Annotated in this window: 28 protein-coding genes and 1 pseudogene; 14 read left to right on the forward strand and 15 right to left on the reverse strand. The window is 29.1% G+C overall.

Annotation, left to right across the window (positions count from 1 at the left end):
• Positions 1–4 precede the first annotated feature (4 nt).
• The 6 genes from AC5SLW_RS05515 to AC5SLW_RS05540 form a co-directional block, all read right to left on the reverse strand.
• Positions 5–793: a cytochrome c oxidase subunit 3 gene (locus AC5SLW_RS05515; RefSeq protein WP_006997778.1), complete on the reverse strand. Its 789-nt coding sequence runs from the start codon at positions 791–793 to the stop codon at positions 5–7.
• Positions 794–795: 2 nt separating this feature from the next.
• Entirely contained in the window at positions 796–1332 is a 537-nt protein-coding gene (locus AC5SLW_RS05520) for a cytochrome c oxidase assembly protein (RefSeq protein WP_011281494.1), read from the reverse strand.
• 121 nt (positions 1333–1453) lie between these two features.
• Positions 1454–2365, reverse strand: a complete 912-nt coding sequence (gene cyoE, locus AC5SLW_RS05525; protein WP_006997775.1) for a heme o synthase — start codon at positions 2363–2365, stop codon at positions 1454–1456.
• Positions 2366–2397: 32 nt separating this feature from the next.
• On the reverse strand, positions 2398–4032 hold the full coding sequence (gene ctaD / locus AC5SLW_RS05530) for a cytochrome c oxidase subunit I (protein ID WP_011281496.1): 1635 nt from the start codon (positions 4030–4032) through the stop codon (positions 2398–2400).
• Between the two features lie 2 nt (positions 4033–4034).
• A complete protein-coding gene (gene coxB, locus AC5SLW_RS05535) occupies positions 4035–4850 on the reverse strand; it encodes a cytochrome c oxidase subunit II (protein ID WP_271616204.1) in 816 nt (271 codons plus the stop codon).
• Between the two features lie 61 nt (positions 4851–4911).
• Entirely contained in the window at positions 4912–5613 is a 702-nt protein-coding gene (locus AC5SLW_RS05540; RefSeq protein ID WP_271579938.1) for an RsmE family RNA methyltransferase, read from the reverse strand.
• A gap of 17 nt (positions 5614–5630) precedes the next feature.
• On the opposite strand from AC5SLW_RS05540, the gene AC5SLW_RS05545 reads away from it, so the two are divergent.
• On the forward strand, positions 5631–6293 hold the full coding sequence (locus AC5SLW_RS05545; RefSeq protein ID WP_494574869.1) for a haloacid dehalogenase type II: 663 nt from the start codon (positions 5631–5633) through the stop codon (positions 6291–6293).
• Here AC5SLW_RS05545 and AC5SLW_RS05550 read toward each other — a convergent pair.
• Complete coding sequence (locus AC5SLW_RS05550) at positions 6286–6645, reverse strand: winged helix-turn-helix transcriptional regulator (RefSeq protein WP_006997770.1); 360 nt, start codon at positions 6643–6645, stop codon at positions 6286–6288. The two genes, AC5SLW_RS05545 and AC5SLW_RS05550, sit on opposite strands and share 8 nt — an antisense overlap.
• 94 nt (positions 6646–6739) lie before the next feature.
• On the opposite strand from AC5SLW_RS05550, the gene AC5SLW_RS05555 reads away from it, so the two are divergent.
• The 5 genes from AC5SLW_RS05555 to AC5SLW_RS05575 all read left to right on the forward strand — a co-directional run bounded on the left by AC5SLW_RS05555 (position 6740) and on the right by AC5SLW_RS05575 (position 10845).
• On the forward strand, positions 6740–6976 hold the full coding sequence (locus AC5SLW_RS05555) for a CDGSH iron-sulfur domain-containing protein (protein ID WP_006997769.1): 237 nt from the start codon (positions 6740–6742) through the stop codon (positions 6974–6976).
• Complete coding sequence (locus AC5SLW_RS05560; RefSeq protein WP_018413556.1) at positions 6976–7386, forward strand: DoxX family protein; 411 nt, start codon at positions 6976–6978, stop codon at positions 7384–7386. The genes AC5SLW_RS05555 and AC5SLW_RS05560 overlap by 1 nt, the downstream gene beginning before the upstream one ends.
• A 97-nt stretch (positions 7387–7483) precedes the next feature.
• Positions 7484–9022, forward strand: coding sequence for a glutamate synthase-related protein (locus tag AC5SLW_RS05565; RefSeq protein ID WP_011281501.1), 1539 nt, complete (start codon positions 7484–7486; stop codon positions 9020–9022).
• 9 nt (positions 9023–9031) lie between these two features.
• On the forward strand, positions 9032–9871 hold the full coding sequence (locus AC5SLW_RS05570; protein WP_494574872.1) for a pirin family protein: 840 nt from the start codon (positions 9032–9034) through the stop codon (positions 9869–9871).
• A complete protein-coding gene (locus tag AC5SLW_RS05575) occupies positions 9871–10845 on the forward strand; it encodes a quinone oxidoreductase family protein (RefSeq protein WP_271579936.1) in 975 nt (324 codons plus the stop codon). The genes AC5SLW_RS05570 and AC5SLW_RS05575 overlap by 1 nt, the downstream gene beginning before the upstream one ends.
• Here the strand turns inward: AC5SLW_RS05575 and AC5SLW_RS05580 are convergent.
• Positions 10842–11246, reverse strand: coding sequence for a DUF2721 domain-containing protein (locus AC5SLW_RS05580; protein WP_011281502.1), 405 nt, complete (start codon positions 11244–11246; stop codon positions 10842–10844). The two genes, AC5SLW_RS05575 and AC5SLW_RS05580, sit on opposite strands and share 4 nt — an antisense overlap.
• Positions 11247–11298: 52 nt before the next feature.
• Here AC5SLW_RS05580 and ubiA point away from each other — a divergent pair, with 52 nt between their 5' ends.
• The 5 genes from ubiA to AC5SLW_RS05605 are packed head-to-tail and all read left to right on the forward strand — an operon-like array spanning position 11299 to position 16935.
• Entirely contained in the window at positions 11299–12162 is an 864-nt protein-coding gene (gene ubiA / locus AC5SLW_RS05585) for a 4-hydroxybenzoate octaprenyltransferase (RefSeq protein ID WP_494574874.1), read from the forward strand.
• Positions 12162–13901, forward strand: coding sequence for an ABC transporter ATP-binding protein (locus tag AC5SLW_RS05590; RefSeq protein WP_494574876.1), 1740 nt, complete (start codon positions 12162–12164; stop codon positions 13899–13901). Before ubiA ends, AC5SLW_RS05590 begins: the two co-directional genes overlap by 1 nt.
• Positions 13901–15163 (forward strand): 3-deoxy-D-manno-octulosonic acid transferase, encoded by a 1263-nt coding sequence (locus tag AC5SLW_RS05595; RefSeq protein ID WP_494574878.1) that lies wholly within the window; start codon positions 13901–13903, stop codon positions 15161–15163. The genes AC5SLW_RS05590 and AC5SLW_RS05595 overlap by 1 nt, the downstream gene beginning before the upstream one ends.
• On the forward strand, positions 15144–16088 hold the full coding sequence (gene lpxK / locus AC5SLW_RS05600; RefSeq protein ID WP_494574880.1) for a tetraacyldisaccharide 4'-kinase: 945 nt from the start codon (positions 15144–15146) through the stop codon (positions 16086–16088). Before AC5SLW_RS05595 ends, lpxK begins: the two co-directional genes overlap by 20 nt.
• Positions 16075–16935, forward strand: a complete 861-nt coding sequence (locus tag AC5SLW_RS05605) for a lysophospholipid acyltransferase family protein (protein WP_494574882.1) — start codon at positions 16075–16077, stop codon at positions 16933–16935. Before lpxK ends, AC5SLW_RS05605 begins: the two co-directional genes overlap by 14 nt.
• Here the strand turns inward: AC5SLW_RS05605 and AC5SLW_RS05610 are convergent.
• Complete coding sequence (locus AC5SLW_RS05610; RefSeq protein WP_494574884.1) at positions 16888–17127, reverse strand: DUF2093 domain-containing protein; 240 nt, start codon at positions 17125–17127, stop codon at positions 16888–16890. The two genes, AC5SLW_RS05605 and AC5SLW_RS05610, sit on opposite strands and share 48 nt — an antisense overlap.
• Before the next feature lie 21 nt (positions 17128–17148).
• Here AC5SLW_RS05610 and purD point away from each other — a divergent pair, with 21 nt between their 5' ends.
• Positions 17149–18414 carry a phosphoribosylamine--glycine ligase gene (gene purD, locus AC5SLW_RS05615; protein ID WP_494574886.1) on the forward strand — a complete coding sequence of 422 codons (1266 nt, stop codon included), beginning with the start codon at positions 17149–17151 and terminating at the stop codon, positions 18412–18414.
• Entirely contained in the window at positions 18411–18977 is a 567-nt protein-coding gene (rsmD, locus tag AC5SLW_RS05620; RefSeq protein ID WP_494574888.1) for a 16S rRNA (guanine(966)-N(2))-methyltransferase RsmD, read from the forward strand. Before purD ends, rsmD begins: the two co-directional genes overlap by 4 nt.
• Here the strand turns inward: rsmD and AC5SLW_RS05625 are convergent.
• The 6 genes and pseudogenes from AC5SLW_RS05625 to AC5SLW_RS05650 all read right to left on the reverse strand — a co-directional run bounded on the left by AC5SLW_RS05625 (position 18969) and on the right by AC5SLW_RS05650 (position 25526).
• Entirely contained in the window at positions 18969–20111 is a 1143-nt protein-coding gene (locus AC5SLW_RS05625; RefSeq protein ID WP_494574890.1) for a phosphoglucose isomerase-related protein, read from the reverse strand. The genes rsmD and AC5SLW_RS05625 overlap by 9 nt on opposite strands.
• Before the next feature lie 3 nt (positions 20112–20114).
• Positions 20115–20567 (reverse strand): DUF3035 domain-containing protein, encoded by a 453-nt coding sequence (locus AC5SLW_RS05630; protein ID WP_494574892.1) that lies wholly within the window; start codon positions 20565–20567, stop codon positions 20115–20117.
• Positions 20554–21055: pseudogene (gene lspA, locus AC5SLW_RS05635) on the reverse strand (signal peptidase II). Before lspA ends, AC5SLW_RS05630 begins: the two are co-directional and overlap by 14 nt.
• Before the next feature lie 12 nt (positions 21056–21067).
• Positions 21068–23785, reverse strand: a complete 2718-nt coding sequence (gene ileS, locus AC5SLW_RS05640) for an isoleucine--tRNA ligase (protein ID WP_494574894.1) — start codon at positions 23783–23785, stop codon at positions 21068–21070.
• A gap of 1 nt (position 23786) precedes the next feature.
• Positions 23787–24704 carry a riboflavin biosynthesis protein RibF gene (ribF, locus tag AC5SLW_RS05645; RefSeq protein WP_494574896.1) on the reverse strand — a complete coding sequence of 306 codons (918 nt, stop codon included), beginning with the start codon at positions 24702–24704 and terminating at the stop codon, positions 23787–23789.
• 3 nt (positions 24705–24707) lie between these two features.
• Entirely contained in the window at positions 24708–25526 is an 819-nt protein-coding gene (locus tag AC5SLW_RS05650; RefSeq protein ID WP_494574898.1) for a TIGR01459 family HAD-type hydrolase, read from the reverse strand.
• A gap of 123 nt (positions 25527–25649) precedes the next feature.
• Here AC5SLW_RS05650 and groES point away from each other — a divergent pair, with 123 nt between their 5' ends.
• Positions 25650–25940: a co-chaperone GroES gene (gene groES, locus AC5SLW_RS05655; RefSeq protein ID WP_006997749.1), complete on the forward strand. Its 291-nt coding sequence runs from the start codon at positions 25650–25652 to the stop codon at positions 25938–25940.
• Positions 25941–25953 lie beyond the last annotated feature (13 nt).

The raw sequence follows: 25953 nt of genomic DNA on the forward strand, positions 1-25953 counted from the left end.
AAAATTAACTTCCCCAAATATAAATGGCAGCAAATAAAAATAGCCACACAACATCTACAAAGTGCCAATACCAAGCAGCTGCTTCAAATCCAAAGTGATGCTCTTCAGTAAAGTGGCCTTTTCTTGCTCTCATTAAACATACCGCTAAAAATATAGTACCAATGATAACGTGGAAACCATGAAATCCTGTTGCCATATAAAATACTGAGCCATATATATTTCCTGCGAAATCAAAAGTTGCATGCTGATATTCATAAACTTGCAGTAGTGAAAAAGAAAAACCAAGTATCACTGTTAGAACTAGTCCTTGAATAAAGCTTTTTCTATCACCTTCTAGCAATGCGTGGTGTGACCATGTTACTGTCGTTCCTGATAATAATAAAATTAATGTATTGATTAGTGGGATATCCCATGGATCAAAAGTTACAATATCTTTGGGTGGCCATATTCCTCCTATTGCTAAAGATGGAAATAAACTTGCATCAAAATAAGCCCAAAACCATGCAACAAAGAACATAACTTCTGAAGCAATGAACAATGTCATTCCATATCTGTGGTGAATTTGTACTACTGGTGTGTGATGACCTTGGTGCTCTGCTTCGATAACAACATCTCTAAACCACATGTATGTTCCATATAATAGTAGTGCTAATCCCAAATACATTCCCCAAGAAACTTCGCTATGTAGATAATAAACTGAACCTATTGCTAAAATTAAGCATGAAAATGAAACGTAGATAGGCCATGGACTTGGGTCTACTAAATGATAGTCATGTTTTTTTTCTGCGGACATTTTTATAATTTTGATTGGTTATAGTAATCTGATGAAAAAAAAGTATAGGACATAGTTACATCTTTAATATTTTTAGTATTGGGATCATTTACCATTTCTGGATCCAAATAAAAAGTCATAATATAAGTGGCCTTTTCGCCTGCTTTTAAGGCCTGTTTTTCAAAACAAAAACATCCCAATTTGCTATAATATTTACCAAATGATGATGGGGAAACATTGAAAGATGCAACTCCATAAGTCGTTTCATTGCCATAGTTTTCAACTTCAAATTCGATTCGGTTCACTTGACCAATTTTAACATCCATAACATTTGTTTTTGCTTTAAAATTCCAAGGAAGTTTATTTACATTTGTATCAAAACGAACGCTAACTTTTTGGTTTAAAATTATATCTGGCGCTTCTCTTGATATTTGTGTTGTTCCACCAAACCCAGTTACTCTACAAAATAAATCATACAAGGGTACTGCAGCAAATGAGAGTCCTAACATTAAAAAAAATATTCCAGCTAAAAGAATTGGAGTTAAGGTTTTATTTTTCACTATATTGATCTATCAAAAACACCCGTATTATAAAGTGTAAAAAAAAACAGAAATATCATAAATCCTATTATTGCTACTGCTGTTAAAATATTTTTTCGCTTAGTTTTTTTGTCTGGTATCATCATAATATCTTATCTATCAAAAAAATAACGAATATCAAAAACAAATATAAAATTGAATATCCAAATATTGTTTTTGCTTTCTTGGGGTTAAATTTATTTTTTTTAAACTTATAAAGCTCAAAACATAAAATGTTATAATACAATGTAAGCATTAGGGCTGGTACTAGAAATACTAATCCAACAAAATCTATTGCGTAGGGTAAAATAACCATTGGCAACATTAATAATGAATAAACTAAAATATTTATTTTAGTGCTCTCTATCCCATTAGTTAATGGAAGCATTGGAATTTTTGCCTTTTTATAATCATCTGATTTATAAAGACTTAACGCCCAAAAATGCGATGGTGTCCAAAAAAATATAATCAGAAAAAAGGTTATTGGCTCAAGAGATAATGAGTTAGTTGCTATAGTCCATCCAATTACTGGCGGTAATGCTCCTGCAGCACCTCCAATGACAATGTTTTGTGGAGTTTTTCTCTTTAACCAGATTGTATAAACAAAAACATAAAATAAAATTGTAAACAGCAGTAATACTGCTGAAATTGTATTAGCAAAATAATCTAATGCGATTACTGAAAAAAATGAAAGTGATGTTCCAAAAATTAAGGCTTGGTTTTTATTAACCTTTCCCATTGGAATTGGTCTCAAGCAAGTTCTTGTCATTAATGCATCAAGATCAGATTCGTACCACATATTTAGAGCACCAGCGGCTCCTGCACCAATTGATACTAAAAGAATTGCAATCATTGCATCTTTTGTAGAAACTGTAGAAGGCGCCATTAACAAACCCACAGCACACGTGAAGATTACCAAAGACATTACCCTTGGTTTCATTAGCTTGAATAATTCAGAAAAATTAAACACATTCACTTGGTTTAAATTTCTATTTTTTAATTTAGAGTTAATCATCAATATTTAATATAGAAAAAGCTGTAACTTTATTAACTAGATACTTTTTCAGCACCATCTGGATCTTCAAATTTTGGTAATTCCTCAAAAGTATGAAAATTTGGTGGTGATGGTACAGTCCATTCTAGAGTTGTAGCTCCTTCTCCCCAAGGGTTCTGAGCTGCAGCTTTTTTCTTAGAAAAAGAATAAATTAAGTTAGCAAAAAATACTAGTAAGCCAGCAACCGCTATGTATGAGCCGATTGACGAAACATAATTCCATCCAGCAAATGCATCAGGGTAATCAGCATATCTTCTTGGCATTCCAGCTAAACCTAAAAAATGTTGAGGGAAAAATACTAAGTTCACTCCAATGAATGTTAACCAAAAATGTAATTGTCCCATCCATTCTGAATACTCATACCCAGACATTTTACCAAACCAATAATAAAATCCTGCAAAGATTGCAAATACTGCACCTAAAGATAATACATAATGAAAGTGAGCAACTACATAATAAGTATCATGCATTGCAGTATCAACACCTGCATTTGCAAGAACAACACCTGTTACACCACCTACTGTAAATAAAAATATAAAACCTAATGCCCACATCATGGGAGTTTTAAATGAAATTGATCCACCCCACATTGTTGCAATCCATGAAAATATTTTAATCCCTGTTGGGACCGCAATAATCATTGTTGCAGCTAAAAAATATGCTTTAGTGTCTGTACTTAAACCTACCGTATACATGTGGTGAGCCCAAACAACAAACCCAACAACCCCAATTGAAACCATCGCATAAGCCATTCCTAAATATCCAAATACAGGTTTCTTAGAAAATGTTGAAACGATATGACTGATCATTCCAAAGCCAGGTAAAATTAAAATATAAACTTCAGGGTGACCAAAGAACCAAAATAAGTGTTGGTATAAAACTGGATCTCCTCCAGTTTGAGCATCAAAAAATGCTGTTCCAAAATTTCTATCTGTTAAAAGCATTGTGATAGCACCAGCTAAAACAGGTAGTGATAGTAATAATAAAAATGCTGTAACTAAAACAGACCAAGCAAATAAAGGCATTTTATGCAAAGTCATGCCTGGCGTTCTCATATTTAAAATTGTTGTAATAAAGTTAACTGCTCCTAAAATTGAAGAAGCTCCAGCTAAGTGTAAGCTTAAAATAGCAAAATCCATAGCAGGTCCTGGTTGTCCAGCTTTTGACGATAAAGGTGGATATAAAGTCCATCCTCCACCAACACCTTGCTGACCTGGAGGGCCATCTACAAATATTGAAAGTAATAGTAAAATAAATGAAGCTGGTAATAACCAAAATGAAATATTATTCATTCTTGGAAAAGCCATATCAGGTGCACCGATCATAATTGGGACAAACCAATTACCAAATCCACCAATCATTGCAGGCATTACCATAAAGAAAATCATTATTAATCCATGGCCTGTAACTAACACATTATATAAGTGATAGTTGCCACCTAAAATTCCATCACCAGGATGCATCAATTCAATTCTCATTAATACTGAAAAAGCTGTACCAATAATTCCTGCAACAATTGCAAAAATTAAATACATTGTACCAATGTCTTTGTGGTTAGTTGAGTAAGCCCAACGTTTCCAACCTGTTGGTGTGTGATGATCGTCGTGTGATGCTGTTTTTGTGTACATTTTTATTTACTCGCTAGTTTTTTATATTCATTTACTGCAATTGGCTCTTTTGCAAATTTCATTTTAGCCTCTGCTAACCATATTGCATATTCTTCATCTGTCACAACTTTTACTGTGATAGGCATAAAAGCATGCTCAATTCCACAAAGTTCAGAACATTGACCATAGTACGTTCCAACTTTTTCAGCTTTAAACCAAGTTTCGTTTATTCTTCCAGGAACTGCGTCTCTCTTAACTCCAAATGATGGTAATGCCCAAGCATGCAATACATCATTAGCTGTAATTAAAACTTTAACCACTTTATTAACTGGAACAATAACTTCATTATCAACAGTTAGTAATCTTGGTTGGTTTTCTTTTAATTCAGCTTCTTTAATCATATACGACTCAAAAATAATATTTTCATCAGGATACTCGTAGCCCCAGTACCACTGGTAACCAACAGCTTTAATTGTTAGGTCAGCTTTTGGAATAGTATCTTGTTTATACAAAATTTTAAAAGATGGAACGGCCATCACTATTAAAATCAAACATGGAATGAGTGTCCACAAAACCTCTACAGCAACATTGTGAGTAGTTTTTGATGGGTTAGGATTTTTTGACGCTCTAAATCTTATACAAACATAAATCATAAGAAATAAAACAAAAACACTAATAGCAATAATTACAGGAAGGAGAATGTTGTTATGAAAACTAACAATCTCAGTCATACTTTGAGAGGCAGAATCTTGAAAGCCTAGCTGCCAGTTTTTAGGCTGATCCGCCCAAGCGCTAGTCATTAACATTGTAGTTATAAATGTTATTAAAAATTTTTTCATTTGTTACACACTATATAAAGTGTCTTTTAAAAAATTACACTTTAGTTTTCGCGACAAAATATCAATTAATTAGGTAATTAACAATTGATAAGGCTGAAATTACAGCAGTTTCTGATCTAAGTATATTTTCGTTTATTTTAATTGGCTCAACCCCTTTAAAAGCAAGAATCTCCCCCCTTTCTTCTTCAGAAAAATCTCCTTCTGGACCAATAATTACACAAGTTGGATTATGAGTTAATTTATTAAAATCTAATTTTTTATTTTCAGAATTTAAATCTGTGAATATTAAGTCCATCTTTTCATTATTTAAAAAACTTTTTAATGATTGGGGATCTTCAATAAGTGGAACATTAATACGATTAGATTGCTCAGCAGCCTCTATAATTACTTTTTCTAATCTTTCTTTATTAATTTTTCTTACAATTGTTCTATCAAATATTATTGGTAAAAATTTAGTAACACCAAGTTCTGTTGCTTTTTGAATCATAAAATTAAAATAGTTAGATTTGATAGGTGAAAAAGCTAACCATAATTCTTTTTCATTTTCTTTTTGTCTTAATTGTTTTGTAATATTAAATTCAACTATACTTTTTGAAATAGTTAAAATTTTTGATTCCCACTCTCCACTGCTATTAAATAAAGAAAAAACCTCGCCCACTTTGATTCTCATTACTTTATTCACATAGTGAGATTGTGATTTATTAAGCTTAGCTGTTAAATTAAGTGATAAACTTTCTTTAAAAAATAATCTAATATTACTCATTAATGTTAAGTTAATTTATGAAAAATATTAAAGCAATAATTTTTGATGCATATGGCACTTTATTTGATGTCAATTCAGCAGCAGAAAAATGTAAAGATAAAATTGGTGATAAGTGGGAAGGTTTTGCAAATTACTGGCGAACTACTCAATTAGAATACACTTGGCTTAGAAGTCTAATGAATAGACACAAAGACTTTTGGCAAGTCACAGAAGACAGTTTAGATAAATCAATGAAGGCATTTGAAATAGATACTTCTATGAAGAATGAATTATTAAATCTTTATAAGGTGCTCTCACCTTTCCCTGAGGTACCTGAAGTTTTAAAAAAATTAAAAGAAAAAAATTATAAATTAGGTATTCTTTCAAATGGAACACCCTCTCTTCTTAACGAATTAGTTAAGAGTAATAATTTAGATAATATATTTGATGATATTTTTTCAATTGAAGAAGTTGGAGTTTATAAACCAGACGCAAAAGTTTATGACATGCCAATTAAAAAATACAAAATACAAAAAGAAGAAGTCGCATTTTTAAGTGCTAATACTTGGGATGTTTCTGGTGGTGGAAATTATGGTTACAGTTCTATTTGGGTAAACAGAAATAATAATATTTTTGATAATCTTGATTATAAACCTAAAGATGAGGTTAAAAACTTAAAACAATTGCTTGATATTATCTAATTCTATTTTCTTCAAAATTCTTATTTAGTTTTACTGAAATAGTTCGAGTATTTCTTTTATTCCACTCTGAAAAGGATCTTAAGATAGGCATAACCGAAAGCCCAAATTCTGTAAGTGAATACTCAACTTTTGGGGGCATTATTCGAATTACTTTTCTATTAATTATTCCATCTCCTTCTAGTTCCTTAAGCTGCTTGGATAACATTTGTTGTGTAATGGTTTTTAATCCTTTTTTGAGCTCACCAAATCTAATTTTTTTACTTTGCAGCAAACTAAACAAAATTCTAATTTTCCATTTACCTCCAAGAAAGTAAACGGCTCTTTCAGCTGGACAATCTATTAAATTTTTCATGGTATGTTTTTGTATACTAGTATGTTTACTTTGCGTTATTGCTTTATTAATACCAAAGCACTAAATAGAAGTCAAATAAATTGAAAGGATCAATATGACTAAAGGACAAAACGCAGGTAACGGACCAATTGCAGTAGATGTAGAGAAAGATAAATCTTACTACTGGTGTTCATGTGGAAAGAGTTCAAAGCAACCATTTTGTGATGGATCTCATCAAGGTTCAGAATTCACTCCTCTAGCTTACAAAGCAGAAGAAACAAAAAAAGTATTTTTTTGTGCTTGTAAACAAACTAACAACCAGCCTCTTTGCGATGGTTCACACAGCAAGTAATGATTAAAGCAAGTAAAAGAACTAAAAATATGAACAATATCTTAGATCTGACTGGTAGAATACTTATCTCTCTAATTTTTTTGTTAAGTGGAATTAATAAAATTGGAAACTATGAAGGAACAGTTGGTTGGATGGAGTCTTTAGGTGTGCCTGGCATTTTTTTAATACCAGCTATCATACTTGAGATAGGTGCACCGATATTAATTATGATTGGATATAAAGTAAAAGTTTCAGCAGCTTTATTAAGTATATTTTGTATCGCCACAGCGGTTATTTTTCATAATAATCTTTCTGATCAAATGCAGTTTATATCTTTTATGAAAAATATTGCTCTTGCTGGGGGTTTTTTATTCTTAGTTGTTAATGAAACAAAAGATTTCAGTCTAGATAAAAAATTAAATAATCGTTAATTAACTAAATATATAAGTGTCTTGATGCTTTAAATTAAGACACTTATAAAAAATTACATATTATTTTAAGATTTAATTTATTAGAGTAAGGGTATTAATGGACAAGCCAACTATAGCAGATAACAAACCTAAAAAAGTAGAACTAGTACAAAATGAAGAATACATGTTTTGTACTTGTGGAAAATCTAAAAACCAACCATTTTGTGATTGGTCTCATGCTGGTACTTCATTTGAGCCTATAAATTTTAAAGCTGAAGAAACTGGTGATGCTTATCTTTGTATGTGTAAACATAGTAGTACCAAACCTTATTGTGACGGTACGCATAAAAATTTTACCTCTGATCAAATTAATAAATCAGAAGAAGTTTCAGGCACTAATGAAACAAAGAGTACAGAAGAAGAGCCACATCTTGCATACATTCATGAGCTTGCAAAAAATGGCTTAACAAAACTTGGTCATCATGGAGAAATGGGAGCAATGGGTGTTCCCTCAAAAGACTTGCCAAAGTGGGAAGATATTCAAATACTTACAGCCCAACTAGCAAAAAAACCTCTTCTAGATAATGATAAAGTTGAGACAGATATAATTATAGGTAAAAACTCAAATAAACCTCTAACGTTAAAGATTCCAATTTTTGTATCTGACATGAGTTTTGGTGCGCTATCAGAGGAGGCAAAAATTGCTCTAGCAAAAGGTGCTGAGGGAGCTGGTACAGGAATTTGCTCCGGAGAAGGTGGAATGCTTTTAGAAGAGCAAAAAAATAATTCAAAGTATTTTTATGAACTTGCTTCTGCTAAATTTGGTTATTCAGAAGATAAGTTAAAAAATATTCAAGCTTTTCATTTTAAAGGTGGTCAAGCTGCAAAAACTGGAACAGGTGGACATTTACCAGGGAACAAAGTTAAAGGTAAAATATCTGAGGTAAGACAAATTCCAGAAGGTGAAGATGCTATCTCCCCTTCTACTTTCAAAGACCTGACAACAGTTGATGATTTTTTAAAATTCTCAAACAGAGTTAGAGAGTTAACTGGTGGTATTCCAATAGGATTTAAATTATCTGCTCAACATATAGAAGATGACATTGAATTTGCCGTAAGTGCTAGTGCTGATTATATTATTCTTGATGGGCGTGGTGGTGGAACTGGGGCTGCTCCTTTAATATTTAGAGATAATATTTCTGTTCCCACAATTCCAGCCTTAGCAAGAGCTAGAAATTATTTAGATAAAAAAGGTTATGACCATGTATCATTAATTGTAACAGGTGGATTAAGAACTTCTGCAGATTTTGTAAAAGCACTTGCTCTTGGAGCAGATGGTATTGCAATCTCTAACTCAGCCATGCAAGCAATAGGATGCGTTGGTGCTAGAATGTGTAATACAAATAATTGCCCCGCTGGTATTGCCACTCAAAGACCAGAACTTAGAAAAAAATTAAATATTGACGAATCTTCTGCAAGATTAACTAGATTTTTTAATGCATCTGTAGATCTAATGAAGATATTAGCAAGAGCATGCGGACATGATCATCTTAATAAACTTTCTATAAATGATTTAACAACTTGGAAGAAGGAAATGAGCGAACTATCTGGTGTGTCATTTGGTGGAATTATAAATAATAAGCAAAACAATAAATAGAGGATAGAAATGAGTAATATTGAAGTAGAAAAAATTATAGAACCAGTTGCAGCGTCAGATGGTGCTGGTGTTAAATTAAAAAGAAGTATTGGCACTCACCTTATTGATTACCACGATCCCTTTTTAATGTTAGATGAATTTGGTTCCGAAAATAAAGATGATTACATTGGGGGCTTTCCTCCTCATCCTCACAGAGGAATTGAAACAGTAACGTATATGCTTGCTGGCGACTTTGAACATAAAGACAGTACAGGTGGCGAAGGAATAATGACTGCTGGAGATGTTCAGTGGATGAAAACTGGAAGTGGTATCATTCATTCAGAAATGCCTGCAATGAAAGAAGGTAAGCTTCATGGATTTCAATTATGGGTAAACATGCCTGCTAAATTGAAAATGACTAAACCTGAATATATTTATATTGATGCAGATAAAATGAGCACTCATAAAGATGATGATAAAACTGTCAAAGTGATTGCTGGAAAATTTCAAGATGCAGAAGGACCTGTTAAAGGTCACAATGTTGAACCTGTTTATTTTGATGTAGAGCTTGAAAAAGGAAAAGAATTTAATTTTGATCTTCCCTCAACTCACAATTCATTAATATATTTAGTTGAAGGTGAAATTAAGGTAGGAGATCAAAACCATGACCAAGCTAAAAACTCTACTTTAATTATTCTAACTAGAGGTGAAAAATTAAAAGTCTCTAGCTTAACTAAAGCCAAGTTTTTATTGATATCTGGAAAGCCAATTGGTGAGCCTATTGCTAGAGGAGGTCCATTTGTAATGAATACTAAAGCAGAGATCTTGCAAGCAGTTCAAGATTATCATAATGATACATTTGTAAAATAATGAAAACTATTAAAATAGAAAAATTTGGTGGTCCTGAAGTATTAGAGGTTAAAGATATTGAAATCGGTAAACCAGGTCCAAAAGAAGTTCTTATAAAAAATCTATCAATTGGTCTTAACTATATTGATGTTTATCACCGAACAGGCTTGTACCCTATTCCTCTACCAAGTGGAATTGGCCTAGAGGCATGTGGAATAATAGAAGAAGTTGGTTCTGAAGTTGATCTGTTTAAAGTTGGAGATAGAGTGGCTCACTCTTCAATGCCAATTGGAAGTTATTCAGAAAAACAATTGTTTCCTCAAGAAAAATTAGTTTTAGTTCCAGAGGGTATCTCTGATGAAATAGCTTCTTGTATTATGCTTAAAGGGATTACTGCTGAATATTTATTACACAGAGCTTATCCAATTAAAAAAGGGGATAAAGTATTATACCACGCAGCAGCTGGTGGTGTAGGTCAAATTTTATGTCAGTGGGCTAATGCATTAGGAGCTGAAGTCATTGGAACAGTTGGCTCTAAAGAAAAAGAGGCTATTGCTAAAAAAAATGGTTGTCATCATGTAATAAATTATACTGATACAAACTTTGTTGAAGAGGTGGAAAAAATTGCAGGTAAAAATGGAGTTGATGTTGTCTATGATGGTGTTGGTATTAAAACATTCGATGGATCAATTGAAACCTTAAAGGTTAGAGGTATGATGGTCGCATTTGGTAACGCATCAGGTTACGTTGATACGATAGATGTTAAAAAACATATTAATGCAAAAGGATTATTTTTTACTCGTCCTTCTATTGCACATTATACAATGACAAGAGAAGAATTAGTTGAATCAGCTAAAAAAGTTTTTGATGCAATTTTGTCTGGAAAATTTAAAGTTGAAATTTCAAAAAAATACTCACTTGATGATGCTAAAAAAGCTCATGAAGAATTAGAAGCAAGACTATTAACCGGTCCTGCCGTTATTATTCCTAATTAATCTAAATTAACATCCATATCAGACATATGCAATTTTAATGCATTTGTTGATACTTGAATTTCTCTCATAAAAACAACAATTGAAATCATCATCGATAAACAACAAGATCCAAAGATTAATCTTGCAGCAAAAATTTCATTCAAATAAAGGGCAAACACAGTCAACATATTGAATAAGAAACCAAATGCAGCAAACATAATAGTCCATTTTAAAAGAACAATTCTTCCACTTAAATTTATAAACTGTTTTTTCCACTCAGGAGGAATATGATTTTCATACACATGTTCATCATGAAGCTGCCTAATAAGCTTGCTCAAAGAATGAAATCTGTTGCTATATACACTCATCAATAAAGGAATGGCCGGAAACATCAATGCTGTAACTGTGTAATCTATATTCATACGAATCAGTTTGATTATGAAACTAGCCTTTGTTATTTACAAGTAAATTATTATGAAACAATTAAATCTCTTTATTGAACTAACAAGATTGAAAAGACCTATTGGCTATATGTTATTATTTTGGCCTTGTGCGTGGGGACTAACTCTTGCTTATGATTTCTCAAAAAACTTAAATGATTATTTTTTTTACTTATTATTATTTTTTTTAGGATCAGTTCTAATGCGTTCTGCAGGATGTATTGTAAATGATATTTCTGACAAAGAATTTGATAAAAAAGTTTCAAGAACAAAAAATAGACCTATTGCGTCTAACCAAGTTTCCATAAAATTAGGAATATTTTATACTTTGATTTTATGCCTACTTGCACTTTTGGTTTTAATTAACTTTAATAACTTAACAATCTTGCTTGCTCTTGGGTCTATGCCTCTAGCCTTCACTTACCCTTTAATGAAAAGATTTACTTATTGGCCTCAATTATTTTTAGGAATAACATTTAATTATGGTCTAATTTTAGGATGGACTGCAATTCAGGGTGAAATAAATACTGTTGCTATTATCTTTTACTTTGGAGCCATATTTTGGACACTAGGATACGACACAATTTATGGGTTTCAAGATATTAAAGATGACGAAATTATAGGTGTAAAATCAACTTCAATAAAATTCAAAAATAAACCAAAAAACTTTGTATCCACATGTTATGTTTTTCTAATTTTTTCTATTTTAATTTTGGGCTATATGATGAATTATAATTACTTTTTTTATGCAAGCTTGTTAATAACAATTGCTCACTTGTTTTTTTACCAAATTAGATCTTTTAACCCAAAAAGCCCATCTATGTGCTTAAAAGTTTTTAAAAGCAATAATTTAGTTGGTCTTCTCATTTTTTGTAATATTTTAATTGGAAAGATTTAATGAAAAATTCAGAAATTTATAAAAGACTTTATAAAGATTATTCAAAAAAATATATCAATAAAATATTAATATCTGTTTTTTTTGGAGTTCTTGTTGCAGCTAGCACTTCTGCAATAGCTTGGCTTTTAGATCCTGCTATTAAAAAAATATTTGTTGAGAAAGATCAGTCACTAATATTCATAATTCCTTTATTAATAATTATAGCTTTTACTATCAAAGGGTTTGCTCTTTATTTTGCAAAAGCAATCATGATTAAAGTTGCTGAAGAAATTAAAAAAATTCTTCAATCTCAAATGGTAAAATCTCTAATTAAAGCAGATACTCAATTAATTGATCAAAAACATTCTGGAAAATTCATCTCAAACCTAACATATGATGTGACTCATATTACAACATTGCTTAGTAATGCTGTTTTAAATTTATTTAAGGATAGCTTAACTCTATTTGGGTTGTTATTTGTGATGTTTTATCAGAATTGGAAATTATCATTGATTGCAATAATAATGATTCCTATTGCTGGTTTAGCTTCAAAAACTCTTGGTAAAAGGATGGGGAAAGTCGTTACAGAGGCTCAAGAAAAATCAGGTTTTTTAAATACACACTTAATTGAATTATTTAAAAACCACAAATTAGTAAAAATATTTCAAAGAGAAGAATATGAAAGCAAAAGAACTGACGAACATTTGGACCAATTAAAGGATAAAAATATAAAAATAAATACAGTATTTGTTAGAATGTCTCCAATCATGGAAACCTTAACAGGAATAATGATCGCAATTTTAATATTCTATTCAGGGAAATTGGCTCTTAAGAGTGAAATTGAAATAGGTAATTTTTTTTCTTTTCTTGCAGCAATGATGCTCGCTTATCAGCCAGTTAGATCTTTATCAACAATCAATATAGCTTTAAACCAAGGGTTATCAGCAGCCAATAGAATTCTGCCTATTATTGATCATAAAAATACAATTATAGATCTCGACGATTCTAAGGATTTAAATATCACCGATGCGTCCATTAAATTTAATAAATTAAACTTTAAATACAATTCTAATGAAGAAAATGTCTTAAACAATATTAATATTGATATAGCCGGTGGTAAAATGACATCTTTGGTTGGACACAGTGGCTCCGGAAAATCAACAATTTTAAACTTAATACCTAGATTTTATGATGCTCAATCTGGAGATATTCTGATTGATAATCAATCTATATACAAAATAAAAATAAAATCTTTAAGAGATAAGATCTCACTTGTAAGTCAAGATACAACTTTGTTTGATGATACGATAAAAAATAATATTAAATATGCAAAAGATAATGTCTCTGATGAAGAGGTAATTTTAGCAGCAAAATTTTCTTATGCGAATGAATTTATAGAACAATTGCCCAACAAGTATGAAACTATAATAGGTGAAAATGGAATTAGGCTATCCGGGGGGGAGAAGCAAAGGTTGTCTATAGCTCGAGCTATGATCAAGAAAAGTCCAATAATTCTCTTAGATGAAGCAACTTCATCATTAGATTCTGAAACTGAAAGTAAAATTCAAGATGCCTTAAAAATATTAACTAAAAATAAGACAACCATTGTAATAGCCCATAGACTGTCAACAATTTTAAGCTCTGATCAAATTTACATTATTGACTCTGGAAATGTTGTTGCGAACGGTAAACATGATGAATTATTAAATAATTCTGAACTTTATAAAAATTTCTATGAGAAGCAAATTCGTAAAGAATAATGTTTTTTTTATATCAAATAATAATAACCATTACTCTAATATTCTCTCCATTAATTATATTTTTTAGAATTTTAAAAAAAAAAGAAGATAAAAAAAGATATAAAGAAAAATTTTGCTTTCCATCAAAAGAACGTATTAGTGGTAATTTAATTTGGTTTCATGGGTCAAGTGTAGGTGAACTCTTAAGTATTTTGCCTCTAGTTCAAGAGCTTGAAAAAAATAAGTCTATAAACCAAATTTTAATAACTACTTCAACTTTGAGTTCTGCTCAAATATTTAAAAAATTTAATTTTAAAAAAACTGTTCATCAATTTTTTCCAATAGACTCGATATTCTTTTCTTATAAATTTTTGAATTACTGGAAGCCAACTATTGCAATATTTATTGAGTCTGAGATTTGGCCTAGCATCTTTAAGATTATTAATAAAAAAAAAATTCCATTAACACTTCTTAATGCAAGAATTACAAAAAAAACTTTTGATAAATGGAGACGTGTAAAAAAATTTTCAAACTCAGTGTTTCAGAATATTTCAATTGCCTACCCTCAAAATGAAGAAACATTTAATTATCTTAAAAAATTAAACATCTCAAAAGTAAAAAAAATAGGAAATCTTAAGTTTTTTAATAATCAACAATCTAAATTTACTAAACTAGACAAAATTTTTTTAAAAAATATAAATCTTAAAAAAGTTTGGTGTGCTTCAAGCACACACCCAGGTGAAGAAATCATTTGCGCAAATACTCACGTAAAACTAAAGAAAAAATATAAAAATTTATTAACGATAATAATACCAAGACATATTCATCGTGTTAGTCAAATAGTTGATGAAATTAAAGGTTTAGATTTGAATATAGTTTTACACAGTTCAAAACCAAAAAAATTAAATAATACAGACATTTATTTGGTGGACACATATGGTGAGACAAAGAAATTTTATCAATCTTCCAATATAGTTTTTATGGGTAAATCGATATCGGGAAATGGTGGTCAAAACCCTCTTGAACCTACCAACTTAGGTTCTACCGTTTTGTACGGGCCACACGTAGATAACTTTAAAGATACCTACAAATTACTCAATAAACTAAAGATTGCTTATAAAGTTAATGGAGTAAAAAGCTTAACTCAATCAATAGACAAATTAATTACTAATCCCAATAACAAAAAAAACTATTTAAAAATTGCAAAAATAGGAAAAAAAATACTTAATGAAACCAAAGATGAGATAAATAGTTTATTTAATAATGAAATTAAAAAAACCTAAATTCTGGGATCATAAAAAACCATCCTTTTTTTCATATCTACTATTACCTTTTTCAATAATTTTAGGCTTAATCACTAAAATAAAATCAAAACCTAAATTTTCTAATTCAAAAATTAAAACAATCTGTGTTGGAAACATCTATATTGGAGGAACAGGCAAAACATCACTGGCCATCAAGATAAAAGAAATTTTAGATAAAAATAATATCAAATCTTGTTTTATTAAGAAATTTTATTCTAATCAAACTGATGAGCAAAAACTACTTAGTAAAAATGGAACTTTATTTAGTAATTTAAAAAGAATTACTGCACTTAATGAAGCCATTGCAGAAGGTTTTGAAGTTGCTATCTTTGATGATGGACTACAAGATAGCTCTATCAAATATGACTTAGAAATTGTTTGTTTTAATAATCTAAATTGGATTGGAAATGGACTTACACTACCATCAGGACCTTTAAGAGAAAATATTAATAATCTGAAATCTTATGAAAATGTTTTTTTAAATGGAAATGAAGAAAGTCTAATTGCCATCAAAGAACAGATTAAAAGAATTAACCCAAATATTAATATTAATTCTGGAAAATATACGCCGTTAAACATAGGTGAATTTGATAAAGATCAAAATTACTTGGTTTTTTCTGGTATTGGTAATCACAAAACTTTTGTAGAAATGTTAAAAAATAATAAATTAAAAATTGTAAGTGATTTAGAATATCCAGATCATTACCAATATTCAAAAAAAGATTTAGATGAAATAATAATCAATGCAAAAAAATTCAACGCACATATTATAACTACTGAAAAAGATTATTTAAGGCTAGAAAACTTAAATAGAAATGAAATTTTTTATGTTAAATCAAGTCTTGATATATCAGATGAGAAAAATCTCACAAACAAACTAATTAAATTAAATGAAAAAAATTAAATATTTTTTTGAATTTTTAATTATATCTTCTCTTTTTATTATTTATAAATTTTTAGGATTAAAAATTTCATCTTACTTCAGTGGAAAATTATTTGAAACATTTGGTCCAGTTTTCAGATCAAAAAATCTCATTAAAACTAATATTCAAAGAGCTATTCCCAAAATTAATTCATCAAAAATTAAGAGTATTACAAAAGATATGTGGAATAATTATGGAAGGACATTGTCTGAATATATGTTTCTTAAAGGTTTTAGAAATGATCAATTTAGATCAAATATTAATATTACAGGTAAAGAAATTCTTCAAAAAATAAAGCTTGAAAAAACCCCAGTAATTTTTGTTTCTGGTCATTTTAGTAATTTTGAATTAATGGCGATGGAAATTGAAAAATCTGGTGTAAATTTATCAGCAATATATCGACCATTAAACAATATTTTCTTAAATATATTAATGGAAAGAATTAGAAAAAAATATATTTGCAAAAATCAAATTAAAAAAGGAACTAGTGGAGTTAGAGAATTATTAAAGTTATATAAAAAAGACTACTCTATAGCCTTAATGATTGATCAGAGAGTCTCTCAAGGAATAAAATCTAAATTCTTTAATCAAGAAGCATTCACTACAACAATTCCTGCACAATTTATAAAAAAATTTAATTGTAAAGTAGTACCAATTTCTATTAAGAGGCATAATGGTGTAAATTTTAATATTAAAGTTGAAAAACCTATTGAGTTTTCAAAAAACTCCTCTACTGAAAAAATTACTAGAGAGCTAAACATTTGGCTGGAGAAAACAATTTTAAAAAATCCAGGGGAATGGATATGGTCTCATGATAGATGGAAGTAAGAATTTAGTGTGTCTCTTTTTTTTATGAGCTTCTACATATGAAAAATATGGTTCTTGAAGCTCAACATTCCAATAATTAAGATTTTCTAAACTAATTAATTTTCCTGATACAGCACAAACGACATGATCACCATTTTCAATAATTTCAAAGTTATTTGGTAAATATTTTAATTTTGCTAATTTTTTATTCATTTTTAGTTTATATACATCTATATGAAAGTTGGAATAATTGGAAGTGGTGGAAGAGAGCACGCTCTATGTCTGTCCATCAAAAAATCGCCTAGAGTTAACAAGATATACTGCTTTCCTGGTAATGCAGGAACTTCTGATATAGCTGAGAATATTGAAATTGATTTATCAGACTTTAACAAGATTAAAGAATTTTCAATCAAAAATGAAATTAGTTTATTAATTGTTGGACCAGAAAAACCATTAGTTGATGGAATAGTGGATTTCTTTAAAGATACTGAAATAAATATTTTTGGTCCTGATAAAATTTCTTCTCAGTTAGAAGGATCAAAAATATTTACAAAAAAAATATGTGAAAAGCACAATATACCAACTGCTAAATTTGGTATTTTTGAAAATGCCAATGATGCAATATCTTTTTTAGATAAAACTCAGTTTCCACTTGTTGTCAAAGCGGATGGTCTTGCATCTGGAAAAGGTGTTTATATTTGTGAAAATAAAGATGATGCAAATTTAGCAATAAAAGAAGTTTTTGATGGAAAGTTTGGATTAGCAAAAAATATATTAATTGAGGAATTTCTTGTTGGTGAAGAAATGAGCTATTTTATTATAAGTGATGGTAAAGAAATCAAGGGTTTTGAAACTGCACAAGATCATAAAAGAGTTCTAGAAGGTGATAAAGGAGCGAATACAGGTGGAATGGGTGCTTATTCACCTTCAAGACTACTCAATCAGCCTTTGGAAGAAAAAATATTAAATAAAATAATCAAACCTACCATTAATGCTCTAGAAGAAATGGGATCTAATTATAAAGGATTCTTATACGCTGGCTTAATGATAGTTAAAGATGAACCTTATTTGATTGAATACAATGTACGAATGGGAGATCCAGAGTGTCAGACTATTTTACCAAAATTAAAAACAGATTTATTTGAAATTATCAATGCGTGCTGCAATGAAAACCTAAAAGATATAAATATAGATTGGCATGATAAAAAAAGTCTATGTATTGTTTTATGTTCAAAGGGCTACCCAGATAAATATAATAATCAAATTTTAATAGATAATATTGGAAATCTAAAGCTTGATGAGGATGATTATTTTTTTCATGCTGGTACAAAAAAAATAAACGATCAGGTTTATTCAAATGGTGGAAGAGTAATTAATTTTGTTAGTCTGTCATCAAATTTTAAAAATAGTAGAGATAAAGCTATAAGTTTAATTAAAAAACTTAATTGGAAAGATGGTTTCTATAGAAAAGATATTGGTCATAAGGTGATTGATGAATGAGAATTATTTCAGGAAATTTTAAAGGCAAAAAAATTCTTCTACCTAAAGATAAACTAACAAGACCTCTCAAAGATTTAACAAAAGAGTCAATTTTTAATATATTAAAACATTCTAAATTATTAAATGTAGAGTTAGAAAATTCTAATATTTTAGATTTATTTTCAGGTGTTGGATCATTTGGTCTCGAATGTTTATCAAGAGGTGCTAAAAACATTACCTTCTTAGAGAGTTACACAGAAGTATTAAATATTTTAAAAAAAAATATAGATAATTTAAATCAACAAAATCAAACAAAAATAATTGAAAAAGATATTTTTTCTGAAAATACACTTAAACTATTAAATGACAAATTTGATATTATTTTTATGGACCCTCCCTATAAGGAAAAAAAATTACCTTTTCTGCTGAATGCAATAACTAAATTAGAATTGCTTAACACGGATGGCATTATAATTATTCACAGACATAAAAAAGAGGATGACGACCTACCAAAGGAATTCAACCTAATTCTAGAAAAAAATTATGGTATTTCAAAAATTATGTTTGGAAATGTTTTAACTTAATATTTTTTTTGTTTCTATTTTTATCAACTCAACAGAAGGTTGATCAAATGGATTAACCTTTAAAGCTCGACCAAGTAAAATAGTCTCTAATATAAAGAAACAGAACAATTCACCTAGAGACTGTTCATTTCTTTTTAAAATTCTAAAGCTTCTAAAAGGTATTTTTTTTGAAATAAAAACTTTCTCTGTAGCAATCATTTGAGATTGTTTTATTTTTTCGATTGATAAGTTTTTTAAAAACTTATGAGTATTTAAAACACTATCATTCTTAATTTTTATATTTCTATTTTCTAGAACATTAAAAAATGTATAAAAATACTTATTTGGGCCGTCTAAATAAAGCTGCATTAAACTATGATTATCTTTTGGCATTGAAGAAACAACGGGTAATAATCCAAGTGATTTTTTTCCTAAACTTTCAGCTATTAGTTGCTGATACCATTTAAATAAATTTTCAGATTGCTCATCATAATTTAAAATTATTGACGTTTGTTTTCCACTCTTAATTAAGTTTAAGGTAGTTGACACGTTGCTTACTAAATTATTAATAAAATTTTTATTTTTAATAAGGTTATTAAATTGCTTAAATTTCTTTTCATTCAAATTCATTAATTCTGCAGGTAGCATTCCAACTTCTGACAATACAGAATATCTACCTCCTACATAATTTTTATGCTCAAATATTTCTGCCTTTAGTTTTGCTGCTAAGTTAGTTAGATAGCTATTTTTTGACTCAGTAATAATAATATTTTTTTCTTTTTTGGTAATTAATGCATTGGCATTCGCTATTGTCTCCAATGTATTTCCTGATTTAGAAATAATTAAATTTAAATTTATATTTTTATTATTAAAATAATCTGCATTGCTGTTTAAATTATTTACAAAAGTAATTTTTTTTTTTATTTTAGGTTTTAAAAAATCATAAATAGCTTCAGAGCCAAGAACAGATCCACCCATACCGATTATTCTTAAATTTGATAATTTTTTATATTTTTTAATTATTTTTTTTGAATAACTATATTTATATGCGGGTTTTAAAGTTTCAAACAATGCTGGCTGATTTTTTAGTAGTTTCAAAAAATCTTTTTTTATTATTTTGGAACTTTTAATATTTAAAAAATTTTTAAATATCATTTTCTAACTATCAGATTTATTAAATTTATCTTTTAGTTTTTTAAAAAAACCTTTTTTTTTTGGTTTTTCATTATCTTCTATAGCTTCATCTAAATTTGTTTCTGTAGTTTCTATTAAATTAACTTTTTTTTCATTAATCTTTTTAATAATAGATTGCTCAATAGAATTTTTTGCATCACCATTTTTTTCACTTGTACTTATAGAAGCGCTTTGATTTATTATATCTTCAATATCTGATGTATCTTTTTTATCTGATATTATGTTTTCTTCAGGGTCCTTTCCTGGTTCTGGTAACTCTCCAAAGCTAGGTGGTAGAACTAAAGGGGACTTTTTTTCAACCAAAAATTCGTCACTTCCTTTTTTTTTACTTCCTCCCAATCCTTCAGCAATTGTGCCACAAGAGTTTAAAAAGAGAATTATTAAAAAAGAAGCTATTAATGGATTAGTTTTTTTCATTTGTTTTTTTTATTATTAAAGAAAAGTTCTACTAAAATAAGGCAAAAAACTCCAATGGTAATAAATATGTCAGCTACATTAAAAACAAACCAATGAAAGCCATAAAAATGTAAATCGATAAAATCTGGAACGGCTGTATAAACTATCCTGTCATAAAAGTTCCCAAAAGCGCCACCTGCAATTAAAGCAAAAAAGTAACGCTGAATATTATCATTTTTTAACATCATAAAAATAATACCAATAATAATAAGACCAATTAAGATTGTAATAAAATTATAGATAACACTTCCATCTATAGAAAATAATCCAAAAGCTATTCCTTTGTTCCAGATTAAAAATAAGTTTAAAAAAGGAGTGATATAAATATCAACCGAAGTTTCTACTTCTGCAAGTTTTAAGATATATAGCTTTGTTGTACGATCAAATATAAAAACTATTAATATAATTACTAAATTTAAATAAAAGTTTTTTAAGTTAATTTTGTTCATCAACCTTTTTAGTTAATCTGAATGTCTTTCACATTTAACTTTATTGATCTTCCAACAAACTGGGCATTTATTTCCTTCGGCTTTAATCGTTTCAATAATTATTTCATCAGTGTTTGATTGATGAACTAAAGCAGAGGATGTGATGCATATTTCTGAAAAATCTACATTTTTTGAAATTTCGAATAATGATTTATTTAGATTAATAATTAGACTAGCTTCTAAGCTTGATCCTATTTCTTTGCTAGCTCTTTTTGCTTCAATACTTATATTGCAGATATCTCTAATTTTTTTTAACTCTATCCATTTCTTATGCAATTCTTCATCTTGAAAAGACTCTGGATATTTCATGAATTGTTCAAGATGAATACTTTTTTGCTCTTTGTTTATCAGGGTAAAAATTTCTTCGGTTGTAAATGAAAGTATTGGTGCAAACCATTTAACCAAAGATTCTAAAATAATATTTAAAACTACTATACTACTCTTTCTTCTATCGGAATTTTTTGAGTCACAATATAAAGCGTCTTTCCTAATATCAAAATAAAATGAAGATAGGTCTACTGTGCAAAAATTTAAAAGCTCTTTATAAAGATTATGAAAATCATAAGATTTAAAATAATTTTTAAAGTTATTATTTAGCTCATACACTCTATGAAGCATATATCTCTCTAGCTCTGGCAATTGTTTAATGTCGAGACTTTCCATATCAATTTTTTGGAAATCATCATTTAAGTTACCTAGTAAATATCTGAATGTATTTCTAATTTTTCTATATGAATCAGCGTGTTGTTCTAAAATAGAATAATCAATTCTTAAATCCTCAGCATAATTAGATGATGCAACCCATATTCTTAAAATATCTGCACCATACTTTTTTAAAATATCCTCAGGTGCAATTACGTTTCCTACAGATTTTGACATTTTCAGACCTTTGCCATCCACAACAAATCCATGTGATAATATCGATTCATAAGGCGCTCTACCTCTTGTTCCGCAAGATTCTAAAAGTGACGAATGGAACCATCCTCTATGCTGATCTGAACCTTCTAAATACATTGATGCTGGCCATTGAAGATCTTCTCTTTTTTCCAAAACAAATGCATGAGTGCAACCACTATCAAACCAAACTTCAACAATATCACTTATTTTTTCGTAATCTTCTGCTTTATATTTATCCCCTAAAAATCTTTGAGGACTATCAGAAAACCAACAATCAGAACCTTCTTTTTCATAAATGCTCGCAATATTCTCATTTACGTTATCATCTACTAAAATTTCTTTAGTAGTTTTATGAACAAATATTGGAAGTGGAACTCCCCAAACTCTTTGTCTTGAAACACACCAATCTGGCCTTGTTTCAATCATTGCTTTTATTCTTTCTCTGCCTTTGTCTGGATAAAATTTAGTATCATCAAGGGCTTTTAACGCTTTTTTTCTCAAGCCATGACTTTCCATTGAAATAAACCATTGCGGAGTTGCTCTATGAACAAGAGGTGCTTTTGATCTCCATGAATGTGGATATGAATGAACTAGCTCTCCATTAGATAATAATTTTTTTTGTTCTTTTAATTTTTCAATAACAATTGGATTAGCTTTAAAAATATGAGTTCCCTCAAATAAAGGAAGGTTTTTAGTGTATTTACCATCACCATCTACTGTCTCTATGGCTTTTATCCCATGCTTTAAACAAAGATTAAAATCATCAGGACCATGACTGGGTGCACAATGAACAATACCTGTTCCCTGTTCTGTTGTAACAAATCTTGCTTCAAGCATTGGTATATCATAGTCATAACCTAGCTCTAAGAAAGGGTGACTACAAATTGTATCTTTAAAATCCTTACCTTTAAATTTTTTTATTTCTTTATAACTTTTGATTTCACAATCTTTAATAACGGATTCTAGTAGAGCTTCCGCAACAACTATTTTTTTATTCTTAAAATCTCCTTCATCACCTAATTCAATTATTAAATAATCTAAGGCTTCATTATAAGCTAGAGCTTTGTTTGCAGGTATAGTCCATGGTGTGGTTGTCCATATAATAATATCTGTATTTTCTAATTCTTTTATATTTGTTTTCTTAACTGGGAAGGCTGTATAAATTGTATCTGATTTACGATCTTGATACTCAACCTCAGCATCTGCTAAAGCTGTTTTTTCTACAGTTGACCAAAGAACAGGTTTAAAACCTCTATAAAGACTTCCTTCTTTTAAAAATTTTCCTAATTCTCTTACGATTTGAGCTTCTGCTTCAAAGCTCATTGTTGCGTAATGATTTTCCCAATCTCCAACAACACCTAATCGTTTAAATTGTGTTTTGTGAACTTCAATCCATTTTTCAGCAAACTCTCTACACTCTTTTCTAAATTCTGTTATTGGAACTTCATTTTTATTTTTTTTGTTTTTTTTATATTGCTCTTCGATTTTCCACTCAATCGGTAAACCATGACAATCCCATCCTGGGACATATACAGAATCTTTACCATCCATTTGATGAAATTTAACAATGATATCTTTCAAAATTTTATTTAAAGCTGTACCCATGTGAATATTACCATTCGCATATGGTGGACCATCGTGGAGTACAAACTTCTCTTTTCCCTTATTAGATTTTCTCAACTCCTTATAAAGATCAATTTTTTTCCAATATTCTAAAATTTCAGGTTCTTTGTTCTGTAAATTTGCTTTCATGGAGAAAGCTGTTTTAGGTAAATTTATATTTTCTTTGCTCATGTTAACTTTTTTTAGCAACTTTTAAGTCACTTTGAATTTGTTTTTTTAATTGATCAGCGTTTTTGAATTTTTTCTCTTTTCTTATAAATTTTGTGAACTCTACTGATAAATACTTATTATAAAGATTTCCAGAAAAATTAAAAATATGAACTTCTAATAAAATTTTTTTTTGATTAAAAGTTGGTCTATAACCAAGATTAGCAATCGCTTTTAGTGATTTATTGGAGTTTTTTTGTTTTACTTTAACAGCATACACTCCAGGCATTGCTATCACATAATCTTTAATATCAATATTGCAGGTTGGAAAACCAATTTTTTTTCCTTGCTGTCTTCCCTTTTGAACAATTCCTTCGATTGACCAATTTCGACTTAATAACTTATTAGTTTTCTTTAACTGCCCTTTTTCTAGAAGAGAGCGGATATATGTTGAGGAGATAACTTTTTTATTTAAAATTAATGGTTGTGGTTTTACTATTTTGTAATGGTATCTTCCTTCATTTTTTATTAACTGCCTAACATCTCCCTCTCTTTTATTACCAAATCTAAAGTTATTGCTAACAAATATGTATTGAGCTTCTAATTTTTTTGATAAAATTTCTTTAATAAAAAAATCAGACTTAATTGCAGAAAATTTTTTATCAAATTTTTTAGTAATTATAAAATCAACCCCTAAATGATCTAAAATTATTTTTTTTTGATTTATATTTGAAATTCTAAAGTTTTTAAAACTTTTATTAAAAAACATTTTAGGCATTGGCTCAAATGTTAAAACACCAATTTTTAGATCAAATTTTTTTTTATAAGTATTTGCTAATTTAAATAATTTTTGATGACCTAAATGAACGCCATCAAAATTTCCAATCAAGATAATTGATTTTTTATGATTGTTTGAAATATTAAAATCTTTATACAGCTTCATATTTTACCATTTTAATTCTGTTTGAATAAAGTTTACAACAACTTCATATTTTTTTGAAATTACATCAATACCTTCTTTTTTAATTTCATCTCTATGAACACCATTTGATATAATTAAAGAATTAAAATTTAAAAGATTAGCTCCCTTAATATCTGTGTTTAAATTATCACCGATAGATAAAACTTTTTTTCCTTCATTATTAATTGCTTGATTATAAACTTCAGGAAAAGGTTTTCCAAAATAAATAACCTCTCCTCCCATTTTTTCAAAAACAAGAGCTACAGACCCTGCACATAATTCTCTTCTGTTTCCTTTATCAACAATTAAGTCTGGGTTGGTGCATATCATTATTTTATTAATATGCTCTTTCAATAAATCTTTAAAATAGTTTAAATCTTCTGCCTGCTCTTCAAATAATCCTGTACATAATAAATATTGACTACCTTTAATATCTTTAGATTTATTTTTTTTAAAGTCTGAAAACAAATCAAAATCCCTAGTGGGCCCAATATGATAAAAAAGTTTATCTGAGTAGTTTTTCTTTAAATAACTTAATGAAGCCTCTCCTGAAGAATAAACTTTTTCTCTAATTTCTTTATTCATCCCCATTTTTTCTAAGATTGTTTTAACCACTTTATTAGGTCTTGGCGCATTGGTTAAAAGAACATAGTCTTTATTTGCTTTGGTGATTTCTTCTAAGGTTTCGATTGCGTTTTTATGAAGAGTTATCCCATTATGAACAACACCCCATAAATCGATATAAAAAATATCATAATTCTCTACAATCGACCTTAATCCATCCTTATCTAAATTCTTAGTCATTATGGGAGGTATAACTTATAAAAAACACAATTTCTCTGGTTTTTTGCCTTACATATTTTTTTTAACATCTCTTGAAATAGTAAACCTAATAGCTATATGAGTCGCATAATAAAAGGAGAATTTATGAAATTTAAACCGTTACACGATAGAGTTTTAATAGAAGTTTTAGACAGTAGTGAAAAAACTGCTGGAGGAATAATTATCCCCGATACAGCTCAAGAAAAGCCTCAAGAAGGTAAAGTTATTGCTGTTGGTGGTGGTGCAAAAACTGAAGATGGAAAACTAATTCCAATGGATGTGAAAGTTGGAGACAAAGTTCTTTTTGGCAAATGGTCAGGAACTGAAATCAAAATAGATGGCAAAGAATACAGCATAATGAAAGAGTCTGACATTATGGGTATTTCTGGCAAATAATTTAATTTAAAGG

The sequence above is a fragment of the Candidatus Pelagibacter sp. PS_40 genome, from assembly GCF_059417765.1.

Bases quoted from the DNA above. Each gene is read 5' to 3' on its own strand.
- AC5SLW_RS05515 (WP_006997778.1), bottom strand. From the start codon at position 793: ATGTCCGCAGAAAAAAAACATGACTATCATTTAGTAGACCCAAGTCCA.
- cyoE (WP_006997775.1), bottom strand. From the start codon at position 2,365: ATGATTAACTCTAAATTAAAAAATAGAAATTTAAACCAAGTGAATGTG.
- ctaD (WP_011281496.1), bottom strand. From the start codon at position 4,032: ATGTACACAAAAACAGCATCACACGACGATCATCACACACCAACAGGT.
- coxB (WP_271616204.1), bottom strand. From the start codon at position 4,850: ATGAAAAAATTTTTAATAACATTTATAACTACAATGTTAATGACTAGC.
- AC5SLW_RS05540 (WP_271579938.1), bottom strand. From the start codon at position 5,613: ATGAGTAATATTAGATTATTTTTTAAAGAAAGTTTATCACTTAATTTA.
- AC5SLW_RS05545 (WP_494574869.1), top strand. From the start codon at position 5,631: ATGAAAAATATTAAAGCAATAATTTTTGATGCATATGGCACTTTATTT.
- AC5SLW_RS05550 (WP_006997770.1), bottom strand. From the start codon at position 6,645: ATGAAAAATTTAATAGATTGTCCAGCTGAAAGAGCCGTTTACTTTCTT.
- AC5SLW_RS05555 (WP_006997769.1), top strand. From the start codon at position 6,740: ATGACTAAAGGACAAAACGCAGGTAACGGACCAATTGCAGTAGATGTA.
- AC5SLW_RS05560 (WP_018413556.1), top strand. From the start codon at position 6,976: ATGATTAAAGCAAGTAAAAGAACTAAAAATATGAACAATATCTTAGAT.
- AC5SLW_RS05565 (WP_011281501.1), top strand. From the start codon at position 7,484: ATGGACAAGCCAACTATAGCAGATAACAAACCTAAAAAAGTAGAACTA.
- AC5SLW_RS05570 (WP_494574872.1), top strand. From the start codon at position 9,032: ATGAGTAATATTGAAGTAGAAAAAATTATAGAACCAGTTGCAGCGTCA.
- AC5SLW_RS05575 (WP_271579936.1), top strand. From the start codon at position 9,871: ATGAAAACTATTAAAATAGAAAAATTTGGTGGTCCTGAAGTATTAGAG.
- AC5SLW_RS05580 (WP_011281502.1), bottom strand. From the start codon at position 11,246: ATGAATATAGATTACACAGTTACAGCATTGATGTTTCCGGCCATTCCT.
- ubiA (WP_494574874.1), top strand. From the start codon at position 11,299: ATGAAACAATTAAATCTCTTTATTGAACTAACAAGATTGAAAAGACCT.
- AC5SLW_RS05590 (WP_494574876.1), top strand. From the start codon at position 12,162: ATGAAAAATTCAGAAATTTATAAAAGACTTTATAAAGATTATTCAAAA.
- AC5SLW_RS05595 (WP_494574878.1), top strand. From the start codon at position 13,901: ATGTTTTTTTTATATCAAATAATAATAACCATTACTCTAATATTCTCT.
- lpxK (WP_494574880.1), top strand. From the start codon at position 15,144: ATGAAATTAAAAAAACCTAAATTCTGGGATCATAAAAAACCATCCTTT.
- AC5SLW_RS05605 (WP_494574882.1), top strand. From the start codon at position 16,075: ATGAAAAAAATTAAATATTTTTTTGAATTTTTAATTATATCTTCTCTT.
- AC5SLW_RS05610 (WP_494574884.1), bottom strand. From the start codon at position 17,127: ATGAATAAAAAATTAGCAAAATTAAAATATTTACCAAATAACTTTGAA.
- purD (WP_494574886.1), top strand. From the start codon at position 17,149: ATGAAAGTTGGAATAATTGGAAGTGGTGGAAGAGAGCACGCTCTATGT.
- rsmD (WP_494574888.1), top strand. From the start codon at position 18,411: ATGAGAATTATTTCAGGAAATTTTAAAGGCAAAAAAATTCTTCTACCT.
- AC5SLW_RS05625 (WP_494574890.1), bottom strand. From the start codon at position 20,111: ATGATATTTAAAAATTTTTTAAATATTAAAAGTTCCAAAATAATAAAA.
- AC5SLW_RS05630 (WP_494574892.1), bottom strand. From the start codon at position 20,567: ATGAAAAAAACTAATCCATTAATAGCTTCTTTTTTAATAATTCTCTTT.
- ileS (WP_494574894.1), bottom strand. From the start codon at position 23,785: ATGAGCAAAGAAAATATAAATTTACCTAAAACAGCTTTCTCCATGAAA.
- ribF (WP_494574896.1), bottom strand. From the start codon at position 24,704: ATGAAGCTGTATAAAGATTTTAATATTTCAAACAATCATAAAAAATCA.
- AC5SLW_RS05650 (WP_494574898.1), bottom strand. From the start codon at position 25,526: ATGACTAAGAATTTAGATAAGGATGGATTAAGGTCGATTGTAGAGAAT.
- groES (WP_006997749.1), top strand. From the start codon at position 25,650: ATGAAATTTAAACCGTTACACGATAGAGTTTTAATAGAAGTTTTAGAC.